General features: G+C 61.7%; 12 protein-coding genes. 6 read left to right on the plus strand and 6 right to left on the minus strand.

What is annotated here, in order from left to right; translation table 11 throughout:
- Positions 1-229 precede the first annotated feature (229 nt).
- The 6 genes from OKW35_RS36110 to OKW35_RS36135 form a co-directional block, all read right to left on the minus strand.
- The gene (locus OKW35_RS36110) at positions 230-790 is read right to left on the minus strand and encodes a hypothetical protein (protein WP_429554557.1); all 561 of its coding nucleotides are present in this window, start codon (positions 788-790) and stop codon (positions 230-232) included.
- A gap of 461 nt (positions 791-1251) precedes the next feature.
- Positions 1252-2328: an alpha/beta fold hydrolase gene (locus OKW35_RS36115; protein WP_429554558.1), complete on the minus strand. Its 1077-nt coding sequence runs from the start codon at positions 2326-2328 to the stop codon at positions 1252-1254.
- Between the two features lie 29 nt (positions 2329-2357).
- Positions 2358-3377 (minus strand): Gfo/Idh/MocA family protein, encoded by a 1020-nt coding sequence (locus OKW35_RS36120; protein ID WP_184067549.1) that lies wholly within the window; start codon positions 3375-3377, stop codon positions 2358-2360.
- 172 nt (positions 3378-3549) lie between these two features.
- Positions 3550-4452: a shikimate dehydrogenase family protein gene (locus OKW35_RS36125; protein WP_262419986.1), complete on the minus strand. Its 903-nt coding sequence runs from the start codon at positions 4450-4452 to the stop codon at positions 3550-3552.
- A gap of 10 nt (positions 4453-4462) precedes the next feature.
- On the minus strand, positions 4463-4915 hold the full coding sequence (locus tag OKW35_RS36130; RefSeq protein ID WP_090805074.1) for a cupin domain-containing protein: 453 nt from the start codon (positions 4913-4915) through the stop codon (positions 4463-4465).
- Between the two features lie 122 nt (positions 4916-5037).
- A complete protein-coding gene (locus OKW35_RS36135; RefSeq protein ID WP_429554559.1) occupies positions 5038-6471 on the minus strand; it encodes an MFS transporter in 1434 nt (477 codons plus the stop codon).
- An 84-nt stretch (positions 6472-6555) separates the two neighbouring features.
- On the opposite strand from OKW35_RS36135, the gene OKW35_RS36140 reads away from it, so the two are divergent.
- The 6 genes from OKW35_RS36140 to OKW35_RS36165 all read left to right on the plus strand — a co-directional run bounded on the left by OKW35_RS36140 (position 6556) and on the right by OKW35_RS36165 (position 12743).
- Entirely contained in the window at positions 6556-7368 is an 813-nt protein-coding gene (locus OKW35_RS36140; RefSeq protein WP_429554560.1) for an IclR family transcriptional regulator, read from the plus strand.
- Positions 7365-8177 (plus strand): 2-keto-4-pentenoate hydratase, encoded by an 813-nt coding sequence (locus OKW35_RS36145; protein ID WP_184067540.1) that lies wholly within the window; start codon positions 7365-7367, stop codon positions 8175-8177. The genes OKW35_RS36140 and OKW35_RS36145 overlap by 4 nt, the downstream gene beginning before the upstream one ends.
- 12 nt (positions 8178-8189) lie before the next feature.
- A complete protein-coding gene (locus tag OKW35_RS36150) occupies positions 8190-9083 on the plus strand; it encodes a fumarylacetoacetate hydrolase family protein (RefSeq protein WP_429554561.1) in 894 nt (297 codons plus the stop codon).
- Positions 9084-9111: 28 nt separating this feature from the next.
- Positions 9112-9807 carry a hypothetical protein gene (locus tag OKW35_RS36155; RefSeq protein ID WP_429554562.1) on the plus strand — a complete coding sequence of 232 codons (696 nt, stop codon included), beginning with the start codon at positions 9112-9114 and terminating at the stop codon, positions 9805-9807.
- A 96-nt stretch (positions 9808-9903) separates the two neighbouring features.
- On the plus strand, positions 9904-11475 hold the full coding sequence (locus tag OKW35_RS36160; protein ID WP_429555117.1) for a UxaA family hydrolase: 1572 nt from the start codon (positions 9904-9906) through the stop codon (positions 11473-11475).
- Positions 11476-11555: 80 nt separating this feature from the next.
- Positions 11556-12743: a fumarylacetoacetate hydrolase family protein gene (locus OKW35_RS36165; RefSeq protein ID WP_429554563.1), complete on the plus strand. Its 1188-nt coding sequence runs from the start codon at positions 11556-11558 to the stop codon at positions 12741-12743.
- Positions 12744-12830 lie beyond the last annotated feature (87 nt).

Below are 12830 nucleotides of genomic sequence, written 5' to 3' on the forward strand. Positions count from 1 at the left end.
TGCATTGCGAGAATACTACTTCGCGCGCCACAAGGAATGCAGCGATCGCTTCGCGAGTTTCGATTGCCGCGCGCCGCAAAACCTTGATTGGCAGTGTCGTCGTCGCGATGGCCGGGACACTCGCCATCGCATCGACTGCGCAAGCGGGGCAATGGGCCGCCAACCATCCCCGGCGCGTCGAAGTGAACAACCGTCTTGCCAACCAGAACAATCGCATCCGTCGAGAGGTTCAGGATCGGCAAATGTCGAGAGGCGAGGGCGGGCGCGCGTGGTGCGGTCTTCCGCAAGCGGCGAAGAGCGGCCCCTTGGCGGCGGAGTTAAGGTCTGCGTTGAAATTTGACTCGCACAACAACTCGTCGCAAGGCGTAGCGGCGGGTAGAGCCGTTAGGCGGCAACGGTCCTGGAAGGCATTGTCGACCGGTTCTGGTGCGCCGCCGTTGGCTACAGAGCGGTATCCTGCCTCGACGACAGCGATCGCATGCTCGGCCTCCCGCAACCCTGCAACGGGAGGACAACCATTCGCCAGATCGGCCCAGCTGCGCTTTAAGAACACCGAATAAAACTCGTCCGTGTTGTACTCCACCTTCGTGGCGCGCCGTTGCTGTTGGCCCCGCGCTTTGATGTAAAGCTGGTCGGCATAACCCCGGACGTAGGAGGAGGTATGCGAGATGGAAAACGCGAAGTCTCGCTGATCCTCCGCTGTCGATGGATACAGGTAACCCGTTTCAACCACGCCGATTTGTCCCGCAGCGTTTCGGCACGTGAACACGGCTTGCTCCTCGACGGTCACATCAGGTCGATACGTTCGCATCTGCGCCGAGACGTGGGTGATGGGATCTGTTTGTGAGGGATGAGATCAGGTCAATGAAATGAACCCCGACATTCAACGTGGACCCTCCACCTGCGTGCCGTTTATCCAGCATCCAACTGCACCCGCCGCGCTCATACCGAGCTATCGGGCCAACGATGAACCTGAACGCGAGATGCTGGAATCCCTCCGGCGTAAATCCATTCGCGGGACGCTTCCATTCGTCCCGCTGCGCCTCTGTGGCGCAACGGGCCTTGGCGCCAGTTCGCTTGATCCACGAGCGGCAGAAACGAGCACCGCAGCGACAACACCATCGGGCGGACGCTCAAGGCGGACGCGAGGGCAGCGTATGCGTCACATCCCGCTGCCGCACGGCGACAGCAACAGCCCATCGCCGAACGGAACATGGTCGTTGCTCGAAAGACATGTTGTGTAGGTCCAGCTCAATAGCGAGGCGCCGGACGAAGGGGCGCCGTATTGTCCGGGCAGCATCGCCTGGAGGCGCGGCGTGGGGCTGATTGCAGCAGTTCCTGCAACTCGGCTTTGTAGAAACGCGCCAGGCCGTTGGTACCGTGGCCGCACGTATCCTCGCTGGCAGGGATCAAAAGCAGCCGGCCGTGGCGCACATGCTGCATCGCGTGCTCCATCAGACCGGTCTCGGGCGGATAGCGTTCGTCATCGGCCGCGTTGATGGCGAGCACCATAGCCCGGATCTGCTCCAGGCCGGGTGCCGGGTTATAGCCGCGCGAGGCACCCCATTGATATAAGAAGTCGTTGGCATCCAACGTGAAAGGCTGGGCCAACAGGGTGTCCAGGAAGTTGTCGGCCAACTCCATTGTCGGAGCTGCTTTCTGGTAGGCCAGCGTTCCACCGTTGGTGGCCAGCGCGAAGAACGCGCTGGCAATGCGCAAGGAGCGGGGCGGGCTGGCGTAATTGCCATCCAGGTACTCCGGGTCGTCGCGGACCATCTCGGTGAGCATGCGGCGCAGCATCCAGTTGCGGCCGGACATCTCGGTCGGTTGCGACGCCATTGGCACCAGCGCGTCCATGAAGTCCGGATATCGCACCGCCCAGATCCACGTGTGCATGCCGCCCATCGAGTTGCCGATCAGCAGGCGCAAGTGCCTGATGCCCAGGCCCTCGGTCAGGAGCCTGTACTGCGCGAGCACCATGTCGTCGTAGTTGTAAGCCGGGAACCGCGTGCGCAGCCCGTCCGACGGCCTGGACGATCCGCCGGCTCCAATTCCGTCCGGGAGGACGATGAAATAATTGTTGGCATCAAGCGGCTGTCCGGGCCCGAACAGCTCTCCCGCGAACGCGGGCGTCAGCATGCTGGCGCCTGTGCCCGTCGTGCCGTGCAGGACCAGGACCGGCTCGCCGGACGGGTCGCCGATGGTTCGGTAGTGTAGCCGCACCTCCGGCATCACCTCCCCGGTGTGGAAACGGAAGTCTCGCGCGATCCAGTCGCCTTCCTTCGGTGCAGGATAATCGGCCAAATTGCAATATCTCGTTAGCGGCATAGGCGTGCGACGCAATCCGATGGCCTGGATTACCCGGAAATCGGTTCAAGAGTCTGAAGCGCACCCCCCTGCCGAGCAGAAGCGTAGGCCGCATCCATGACCTGCATCATCGCCTCGGCGTCGCGCAAGGACGCGATCGGCCTTGCACCTGTGCGGCATTCACCAAGCACTCGCTTGACGAACAGTGGGTAGTAAATGTCGGTCTCTAACTGGAGACGGCGACTGCGAGTGCCGGCGGCAAGATTGTTCCGGTCCCGAATCTCGATCCGGTCGGGGCCCGATTTTGCGTACATGCGATCGGATGAAAGGGTGAAGGAGAATTCGCGCTGCTCGTCTTGAGTACTGGGAAAGCTGTATCCGGTCTCCACGAGCCCGATCACGCCGTCTTCGGTTTGCATTGTCAGCAACGAGTAGTCCTCGACGGCGCCTCGATGCGTTCGGGAGTTCATGGTGGCGGAGACTCGCGCGACTTCTTTGCCAGTCAGTAATCTGAAGAGATCGATGAAGTGGGTTGCGACATTGATCGTGGATCCGCCTCCGGAATACACAGGATCGAGTGCCCAACCTGCGCCTGCAGCTTCGTAACGACCAGGCGCACCTACAATGAAACGGAAAGACATGTAGTTAAAGTCCGACGGTATGCAATCCTCCGCATCTTCCAGTGCGCCGAGCAACTCGCTCATCCGGAAGATCAACGGTACGGCGCAATAAAGATTGGCTTCCTCGGTCAGTTTGCGCAGCCGCGTGACCTGCGACATGTTTACGCCGCAGGGTTTCTCCAGCGCGAACGGAATTTTTCGTTCGATCACCGCCTCCGCGAGCGTCGGCATTTCGGAATGCCGCCCAAACACAAACGCGAAATCGACATCCTCGCGCTCGAGCAACTCATACGCCGACGAGTACAACGTGCTCCCAAAGCGCGCGGCAATTGCCTGTCCTTTTACTTGCTCCGCATCTGAAACGGCTACCACCTGGATACCGGGCGCCTCAAGCGCATCGAGATAGAGTGGGACATGCCAATGGCTGGCCTCCAGCAATGCGACTTTCATGCGTGTTCTCCCTTCGCACCGTCGACGAATCGACTCCGTGCTTGCGCGATGCGCGCATTAAAGCTGGCCGCACATACCAATGTGGAAACGTTGAAACTGTTCATCGCATCTTCCCTCCATTCAAACTGGTAAAACTGTCGATTCCGGGCGCTTTCCCAGAGGCGTTAGGGCATTAACGACTTGCGTTCGTTGCAGGCGCGAAAAGCACGCCGTCGTCCGGTGCTGACCTGCCAGCAGGGTGGTAATCGAACCCAAGGAAGCGTAGGGCATGCACTGCCTGCCCTTCATGCATCGGCCCCCCGTCCTGGGTACGACAGCCGCGCGCATGCGCGGCGCGGCGAAGCTGCGTCGGCTCTGGCGCATTGATGATGTCTACGACGATGGTGCCGGGTGCGAGCCGCTCGGGATTTACCGGCATGGCGTCATTCGCGTTCATGCCGAGCGGTGTGGCATTGATCACGACTTCGAAACCGTGCGGGTCGGGAGGTCCGGAATGCGTGATGCAACCGGTTTCGGCAGCAACGGATTCCGCGAGCTCGCCAGCCCGCTGCTCGTCAACGTCGGATATGGTTAACGTTCGGGCGCCCGCCGCCGCGACTGCAAATGCGATAGCCCTGCCCGCGCCTCCGGCACCGACGAGAAGAACGGACTTATTCGCCGGATGATTGCCTTCCCATTGCATGCCAAGCACACAGCCCACGCCATCGAATATGGCGCCGACCCAGCGTCCATCTTCGTTGCAACGTATCACGTTGAGTGCGCCGACCCTGGAAGCAGTGGGATGGAGTTCGTCGACAAAATCCAGCATCCGTTGCTTATGAGGCATTGTGACCAGCAGGCCGGAAAGATTGCGTAACGCTCGTGCGCCGGCGACGAATGCGGACAGGTCTTCCGCCTTGACCCAAAACGGAACGCAGACCGCGTCCGCGCGCTGTTCGATAAAAAGCTGGTTCAGCAGTTGCGGCGACCTGGCTGCCGTCAGCGGATCGCCCACTAACCCGTAAAGTCGCGTTCTTCCCGTGATATGTGGATGCATTGCGGCCTCATGTCCGATGTTGACGGAAGGTGCAGTCATAGCTTACTGCTCACTTCCAGGGTGCCGGGGCTTCGGCGAGATCCCATGTTCCGTAGACAGCGGGCTCGTTAATCTCGATGACTTCAAGGTCATCGGAGCGCCAGATCACATTGTGCGGAACGCCGGCGGGTTGCGAGAGGTCGTCCCCGGCATTGAGAGTCACATCGCCCTCGACGCCGGCGAAACGGAACGTCACCGATCCGCGCAGCACATACAGATAGTGCGCAGTCATGTCGTGCCAATGCCAGCCCGTGGCATCGGTGAACGGGGTCAGTGCGCGAATGTGCTTGGCGCCGATGCGACCGTTGGTCACCGCGGCGAGTCCGAGGTCGCGATACTCGGAGTCCGCGCGCAGCCCTTCCTTGTTCCAGACCGCTGCGGATGCGCTCACACGTGCGAACGGAGTCAGGGATTGCGCGAGTTCGCGCGGGCCATCGTAACGTGGCGTACCTTGGTTGTGCATGTGTCTTTCTCCTGTGTGGCATCAGATATTGGCGAGTGCCGCGGCCGCGTGTTCCTGCCCGGCTCGTCCGAACAGCGTAAGTTGCGCCGGGCGGTCGCTGCCGAGATGGCCCTTGCTTTCGGCTACGAGCGCAGTTGGTTCGTCAGATCCTGTGAGCCGGCTGTTCCGGTCGTCTCACGCAACATCTCGGCGCGCAGACGATCGTATTCGCCTTTGGGTACAGGGACCGCGTTGCGGTCGCCGAGATCGTGGAGCCGGACCCGGTACGTCTCGCGCGTGGTAAAGGCGGCAATCGCGGCCACGACACAGATGCCGAATGTCAGGGCTCCGATCTTCAGTGGAATATTGGCGGAGCCGGGGGGCGCGACCGCGACGAAGAATGCCGGGAGCAGCGCGGAAAGCGTCGTCCCGACGTTCTGTCCAATGGCCATCCCGGACACGCGCACGCGCGTGTGGAACAGTTCGGAGAACAGGCTCGGGAATACGCCGTTGAAGCCCTGATAGGCGATGCCCCACATGAGCACCGAGAGAACCATCGCCAGCCATACGTTATGGATGCTGATAGCGTACAGATACACGAACGAGAGCAGTCCGGCGCTGAGGGTGCCGACAAGGACTGGCGGCCTGCGACCAATCCTGTCTGAGAGGTTGCCGACGAAGGGAATCAGGATCACTGCGCAGATATTGCCCAGAACAGGGATCCACAGATACATGCCGGGAGGGAAGCCGATGCCGTACGCCGGCTGAACCGCGTAGGCGGTGCCGAAGACCGCGGCGACAAGGGCGATTACGGCGGTAAGCGCCATGCAGACCACGCGCACGACATCGTCCCAGCTCTGCCGGAGCACTTCGACGACTGGCGAGGCGGGAATTTCGCCGTGCACGCGCTCCTCGGCGAACGCCGGGGTCTCATCGACTTTGCGGCGAATGACGTAGCCCGCGATGAGAACGACAATGCTGAGCAGGAACGGAATCCGCCAGCCCCAGGAGGTGAACTGGTCCCTGGGCATGAAATGCGCGAGAGGCAGGAAGATCGCTGCCGCCATGAGCTGTCCGGCCTGCACCCCCTGGAGGGTAAAGCTCGCGAAGTAGCCGCGCCGACCGAACGGTGCGTGCTCGAGAATCATCGAGCTGGCGCCGGAGAGCTCCCCGGCGACCGCGAAGCCCTGGATGAGGCGAAGAACCACGAGCAGCACCGGCGCCCAGATGCCGACCTGCTTATAGGTTGGCAGGACCCCGACGGCCATCGTTGAAAAGCCCATGAGGAACATGCAGAGGAGCAGCACCGTCTTGCGGCCGTGGCGGTCGCCCCAGTGGCCGAGGACGACGGCGCCCACCGGGCGGGCGATATAGCCGACACCGAAGGTTGCCAGTGAGGCGATGATGGCGACCGTTGGATTATCAGAGGGAAAGAAGAGCTGCGGGAACACCAGCGACGCCGCAGTCGCGTAAATGAAGAAGTCGTAGTACTCCAGCGCCGAGCCGATCCAGCCGCTGGCCGCGGCGATCTTCGACTGGCGCTTGCCGTGAGGCTTAACCCGGGTGTTCCGATTCATGCTTGTCTCCATCGTGATTGACTTTCCGGCGCTGTTTGTCTATTGTTGTAACACCGTTCCATTAAGAATCATGTTACGTCAATTATGAGAGTTGTCAAGGGAGCAGTTGACCGGTCGCTGCAGGCGATCGAGTTGCTCGCACGTGAGGCGCGCTGGATGCGCATCTCCGATATCGCCGCCGAACTCGGGCTGGAGAAGGGCCCCGCGCATCGCGTACTCGCGCAACTGTGCGAGCAGGGCTGGGCGGAACAGGATGAACAGACCTCCCAGTACCGTCTGACCTTGAAGCTGTCCCTGCTCGGTCAGCGGTACCTGCATGGGCTTGGTCTGCCGGGTCTGGTGCAGCCGATCCTCGATGAGGTCGCGGGTCAGTGCCGCGAGCTGGTCCGGCTGACGGTGGTCAACGAAGGAACACTCGCATGGCTGGCAGCGTCCCAGGGCGCGGCACCGGGCCTGATGTATTCGCCGTCCATGCATAGTCCCATCGTCTTGCATGCCACATCGGTTGGCAAGGCGTGGCTGGCTGGAATGCCGAACGACCAGGCGATCGAATACGCCCTGCGTGGTGGACTCGGAAAAGCGACCGCCGCGGGCGCATGGACGCCGAAGGCCATTACCAGCGTCGAGCAGCTGATTCCGGAGTTGGAGCGGACCAGGCAGCGTGGCTATGGCCTTGTCGTCGAAGAGGCCGAGCCGGGTGTCGTCGCATTGGCGGTGCTGGTGCGTGCGCTGCCTGACGGTGCGGTGGTCGGCACCATGAGCATTGCCGGGCCGGTCACACGGGTTCAGCCGGAGCGTTACGAGGCCTTTTACGCGCTATTGCAGCAAGCGTCCGCGAAGCTGGGTGCCGTATGGCCGCGCCAGGGCGTCGGTGCACATGCGAGCGAGGCGGCATGAACGCGCCGGGCGCAGCTCAGGCTCTCGAGCGACTCACCGCGTTGGATGAGCAGGCAGCACGTGTCCTCGTCGCGGCGCGCCGGCAAGGCACGCTCGTGGAGCGCCTTCCCATCGAGCTGCGGCCCGCGAATCTGGACGAGGGTTTCGCGATCCAGCAACAGGTGGGCGATCAGCTCGGCCGGCAGGCTGGCGCGTGGAAATGTGCGCTGCCGCCGGCGGGCAAACTCATCGCTGCGCCAATCTACGACGCCGTCATCCATCGAGGCGCCCAATGCCGCATTCGCGCCATGCCTGGGCAGTCCTTGGTAAGGGCAGAGCCTGAACTCGCCTGTTTGCTGGCTCGCGATCTGCCGCCACGGCGCGAATCGTATGGCGAAGCCGAGGTGCTCGACGCTCTCGGGAATGTTCACCTCGCGCTCGAACTGCTGGGCAGTCGCTATGCGCATCCAGAATCGCTGACGTTTCCTGAATTGCTGGCAGACGGTCTGTTCAACGCCGGTCTTGTCATGGGGCCGCGCGTTCAATTGCGCGAGGGCGCGACGCCGGCCGATCTCCCGGTCGAATTCACCGTCAGTCTGACTCGCGCCGGACACGACACGGTCAGTTTTGCTGGCCGCCACCCTGATCGCACCGTGCTCGCGCCGATCGTTTGGCTCGTCAATTTTCTCCGCGTCCGCGGCCTTGGATTGCATGCCGGCCAGGCAGTGATCACGGGCTCTTACGCGGGCGTGCTCGAGTTACCGATTGGTTGTGAGTTGCATATCGGCTTCGGTGATCTCGGCACGTTGCCGATACTTTTTTTGTCTTGATAGGAGTCTTCAATGCGTCTCGTCCGTTTCGGCCAGCCTGGTCAGGAGCATCCCGGTGTCATCGATTCGAGCGGCGTGATCCGCGATCTGACCGGCGTCGTCGACGACATCGACGGAACGACTGTTTCGCCTGCGGCCCTTGCGAAGCTGAGCGAACTCGATCTGAATCGCCTGCCCGTCGTGGAAGCGGGCACGCGCCTCGCCGCCTGTATCGGCAATGTCCGTAACCTCGTGTGCATTGGTCTGAACTACACCGACCATGCCGCTGAAACCGATACGCCGATCCCGCGGGAACCTGTCGTGTTCAACAAGCATACGGGTTCGATCAGCGGTCCGAACGATCCGGTCATCTTGCCGGCAGACGCGCAAAAGCTGGATTGGGAGGTTGAACTGGGCGTGGTGATCGGCAAACCCGCCTGGCAGATCGATGAAGCCACCGCGCTCGATCATGTGGCGGGTTACTGCCTTGCCAATGACGTTTCCGAACGCGCGTATCAGCTCGAACGCGAAGGCCAGTGGACCAAGGGCAAAAGCGGCTTCTCTTTTGCGCCGCTCGGCCCGTGGCTCGTAACGCGCGATGAAGTGCCCGACCCGCAGGTGCTCGACCTGTGGCTCGACGTCAACGGCACACGTCGTCAGACGGGCAACACACGCACGATGATCTTTAACGTCGCGCATATCGTGGCGTATCTCAGCCGCTTCATGCCACTGATGGCTGGCGACGTCATTATTACCGGGACGCCTCCCGGTGTCGGCCTCGGTCAGAAGCCGCCCGTCTTTCTGAAAGCGGGCGACACCATGACCCTCGGCGGCAGCGGACTCGGCGAGCAGAGCCAGAAGGTCGTGCGGTATGCGGATTCGCTTGGCACGGCATGGGGCCGTGGCGAATATCCGTTGGCACGATAAAACGATTCGATCTGTAGAAGGAGGAGATATGAGCCTTGCTGGAACGGGCGTCGTCGCAATCTGGCATGACCTGCTGCCGGAAGCGAAGGATGAATTCTACGAGTGGCACAACCGCGAGCACATGCCGGAACGCGCCGGGATTCCGGGGTTCAGGCGCGGGCGGCGCTACATTGCGCTGGATGCGGGCCCCGAGTACTTCAATCTGTACGAAGCCGACACCGTGGAGGTGCTCGGCGCGCAGGACTACCTGCTTCGGCTCAATTCGCCGACGCCGTGGACGAAGCAGGTCGTCGCCTCGTTTCGCAGCGTGGCCCGCTCGATCTGCCATGTGGCGTATTCGGAAGGTGTTGGGCAGGGCGCCAGTCTCATGACGGTGCGCTTCGACGTGCCTTCCGCGGCGCGGGCCGATATCGTGAAGGGATTGCGTCAACGGGTCTTGCCGCCGCTCGTCGACCGGCCAGGGATCACGGGCGTGCACCTGTGTCTGGCCGATGAGGCCGTCAGCAAGGTCGAAACTGCTGAGAAGAAGGCGCGTTCGGAAGGCACCCAGGTGCCGACATGGATCGTGATGATCGAAGGATGCCGTGCCGACTATGTCCGCACAACAGTGGACGCTTTCCTTGCCGGGCTCACTGCTTTGCCAGGGGCCGCTGCGGTTGCGCCGGACTCCACGCTCTATCAACTCGAGTACACGCGCTGCAAGACACCGTGGAGCGCTGGCTGAAACGTCGTTTGAACACGGCTGCACCGCGCGTAATGCGACGTCGTGCAGCCGATCCTGAAACCGTCGTTACGCATTGAGAAACGAAGGAGTAGTTCCATGTCGTCCCCTGTTGCGGGCAAGTCCGTCGCATCGACCGCAGTCAGACCGGTTCGCGTCATTCGACTCAATCCCGCTGACGATGTCGTCATCGCCCTCGATCAGCTCATGTCCGGCACGGTGCTGGATGAGGAAGCGGTGACGGTCTCGGGATTGATCCCGCCCGGTCACAAAGTGGCGACACGCGACATCGGTGAAGGTGAAGCGGTGCACCGTTATGGCCAGATCATCGGCTTTGCGAGTCAGCCGATCCGCGCGGGGCAGCACGTTCACACCCATAATCTCGCGATGGGCGAATTCGCCCGTGACTACGCATTCAGTCAGGGCGTACGTGCCACTGTCCCGTCAACTGAATCGGCGACATTTCGCGGCATTGTGCGTGAAGACGGCCGTGTGGCAACGCGCAATTACATCGGCATCCTTACCTCGGTGAACTGCTCCGCCACGGTCGCGCGAGCCATTTCCGACTATTTCCGCCGTGACATTCATCCTGAAGCGTTGGCCGCGTTTCCGAACGTCGATGGCGTCGTCGCGCTCACCCATGGTTCGGGTTGCGCAATTGACTCCGAAGGCGACGGCCTCGCGATCCTCCAGCGCACACTTGGCGGCTATGCGTGCCATCCCAACTTCGCGAGCGTGCTGGTTATCGGCCTGGGCTGTGAAACGAATCAGATTTCGCGGCTGCTCGAAACTCAGGGGCTCAGGGAACACGGCCGCTTGCGAACCTTCACGATTCAGGACACCGGTGGCACGACCCTGACTATTGCAAAAGGTATCGAACTGGTTCGGCAGATGTTGCCCGACGCGAATGACGTTAAGCGGGAAACGGTTTCGGCAAGTCATCTCACTATTGGCCTTCAATGCGGTGGGTCGGACGGATATTCGGGCGTCACGGCCAATCCTGTGCTGGGTGCAGCCGTCGATTTGCTCGTGCGGCGCGGCGGTACCGCGATTCTCTCGGAGACGCCGGAGATTTATGGCGCCGAGCACTTATTGACCCGCCGCGCGGTAACGCCCCAAGTGGGACAGAAACTGGTCGATCGCATCAGGTGGTGGGAAGCATACGCGCAGCGGCAAGGGGCGCAGATCAACAACAATCCGTCGGCGGGCAATAAGGCCGGCGGTTTGACGACCGTCCTCGAGAAATCGTTGGGCGGCATCGCAAAGGCAGGCTCCACGAACCTGGTCGAGGTGTACGAATACGCTCAGCCGGTCAAGGCGCGCGGTCTCGTGTTCATGGACACGCCTGGCTACGATCCGGTGTCGGCGACCGGCCAGGTTGCCGGCGGTGCGAACCTGATCTGCTTTACGACGGGACGCGGTTCGGCTTACGGCTGCGCGCCCTCGCCATCGGTAAAGCTCGCGACAAACACCGCGCTGTGGCAACGTCAGTCCGACGATATGGACCTGAACTGCGGAGAAGTGCTGGAAGGCAGCACAACGATCGAGCAACTTGGCGCAGTGCTGTTCCAACTGCTGCTCGACGTGGCCTCCGGGAAACGCTCTCGTAGCGAGCAGCACGGTTACGGGCAAAACGAATTCGTGCCTTGGCAAATCAGCGCAATCATGTGAGCCGCTGTTGTCAGGCACAAGTAGAGCGTGCACCGCACTGATGCTCAGCAATAACCCATACCAGGTTGGAAAAAGATTAGATGCCATTGAATGACCGATCCGCGTTGCCTGACGATCTGGAGCAGGCGGTGCTCGTGGGGCGCGCGTGGTGCCCCGATATCGGCGCGCCGTGTCCTGTTGCCGTTATCGGTGGCGCACTGGTGGATGTGTCGTCGTTCGCGCTGACGACCAGCACGCTGCTTGAGCAGCCAGGAATCGGCCTTCGGCTGAAGGAGGCCGCTGCGAACCTGCCGAGACTTGCGACAATGGACCTGGTTCTTGCCAATTCCGCCTTCGATCGGCGCGATCCGTCAACTCCTTGGCTCATCGCGCCATGTGACCTTCAGGCGGTCAAGGCGAGCGGTGTGACGTTCGTCGAAAGCCTTCTGGAGCGGGTGATCGAGGAGCGCTCGGGAGGCGACGCGAGCCGGGCCGACGAAGTGCGCGCGCGGGTCATGTCAGTACTGGGCGATCGGCTCGCAAGCGTTCGCCCGGGGTCTGCCGAAGCCGAAGCGGTGCGCCACGTACTTATTCAGGAAGGAATGTGGTCGCAGTATCTGGAAGTCGGCATCGGTCCCGATGCGGAAATTTTCACGAAAGCGCAGCCCATGTCCGTTGTCGGTACCGGCAGCGAAATCGGAATTCATGAAAATTCGCAGTGGAATAACCCGGAGCCTGAAATCGTGCTGGCGGTGACCAGCCGGGCGGAAATCGTCGGCGCCGCGCTTGGGAACGACGTCAATCTCCGGGATTTCGAAGGCCGGAGTGCGCTGCTGCTCGGTAAGGCGAAGGACAACAACGCGTCAGCTTCGATTGGCCCGTTCATTCGCCTCTTCGACAGTAGATTCGGTCTCGATGATGTTCGGGCTGCGGAGCTTTCGCTACGCGTAGAAGGAACAGATGGATATGTTCTGACAGGGGCGAGCTCCATGAAACGCATCAGCCGGGACCCGACAGAACTCGTTGCGCAAGCGATGGGCTCTCACCATCAATACCCGGACGGAATGATGCTTTATCTCGGGACGTTGTTTGCACCGACCGCGGATCGTAGCGTGCCAGGGCAAGGATTCACGCATCAGATCGGCGATACGGTGACGGTATCGAGCCCGCGATTCGGTGCGCTCATCAACACGGTCAACCATTCGCATCGCATTGCGCCCTGGGAGTTTGGGGTCGGCGCACTGCTCGCCAGCATTCTTCGTGGGCATACCGGGAAAGCGGAGTCGTAGTCGCTCCATTGCCCGTGGGTCCGCTGATATTTCATTGACTATCAGCGGACCGGCGGCTGTCAACGCAGTTGTCGCGTCACGTCAAGC

The organism is Paraburkholderia sp. MM5477-R1 (assembly GCF_050436385.1).
GTDB lineage: Bacteria > Pseudomonadota > Gammaproteobacteria > Burkholderiales > Burkholderiaceae > Paraburkholderia > Paraburkholderia tuberum.

Coding starts and splice junctions, on each gene's coding strand:
- OKW35_RS36115 (WP_429554558.1), bottom strand. CDS start 2,328: ATGCCGCTAACGAGATATTGCAATTTGGCCGATTATCCTGCACCGAAG.
- OKW35_RS36120 (WP_184067549.1), bottom strand. CDS start 3,377: ATGAAAGTCGCATTGCTGGAGGCCAGCCATTGGCATGTCCCACTCTAT.
- OKW35_RS36125 (WP_262419986.1), bottom strand. CDS start 4,452: ATGACTGCACCTTCCGTCAACATCGGACATGAGGCCGCAATGCATCCA.
- OKW35_RS36130 (WP_090805074.1), bottom strand. CDS start 4,915: ATGCACAACCAAGGTACGCCACGTTACGATGGCCCGCGCGAACTCGCG.
- OKW35_RS36135 (WP_429554559.1), bottom strand. CDS start 6,471: ATGAATCGGAACACCCGGGTTAAGCCTCACGGCAAGCGCCAGTCGAAG.
- OKW35_RS36140 (WP_429554560.1), top strand. CDS start 6,556: ATGAGAGTTGTCAAGGGAGCAGTTGACCGGTCGCTGCAGGCGATCGAG.
- OKW35_RS36145 (WP_184067540.1), top strand. CDS start 7,365: ATGAACGCGCCGGGCGCAGCTCAGGCTCTCGAGCGACTCACCGCGTTG.
- OKW35_RS36150 (WP_429554561.1), top strand. CDS start 8,190: ATGCGTCTCGTCCGTTTCGGCCAGCCTGGTCAGGAGCATCCCGGTGTC.
- OKW35_RS36155 (WP_429554562.1), top strand. CDS start 9,112: ATGAGCCTTGCTGGAACGGGCGTCGTCGCAATCTGGCATGACCTGCTG.
- OKW35_RS36160 (WP_429555117.1), top strand. CDS start 9,904: ATGTCGTCCCCTGTTGCGGGCAAGTCCGTCGCATCGACCGCAGTCAGA.
- OKW35_RS36165 (WP_429554563.1), top strand. CDS start 11,556: ATGCCATTGAATGACCGATCCGCGTTGCCTGACGATCTGGAGCAGGCG.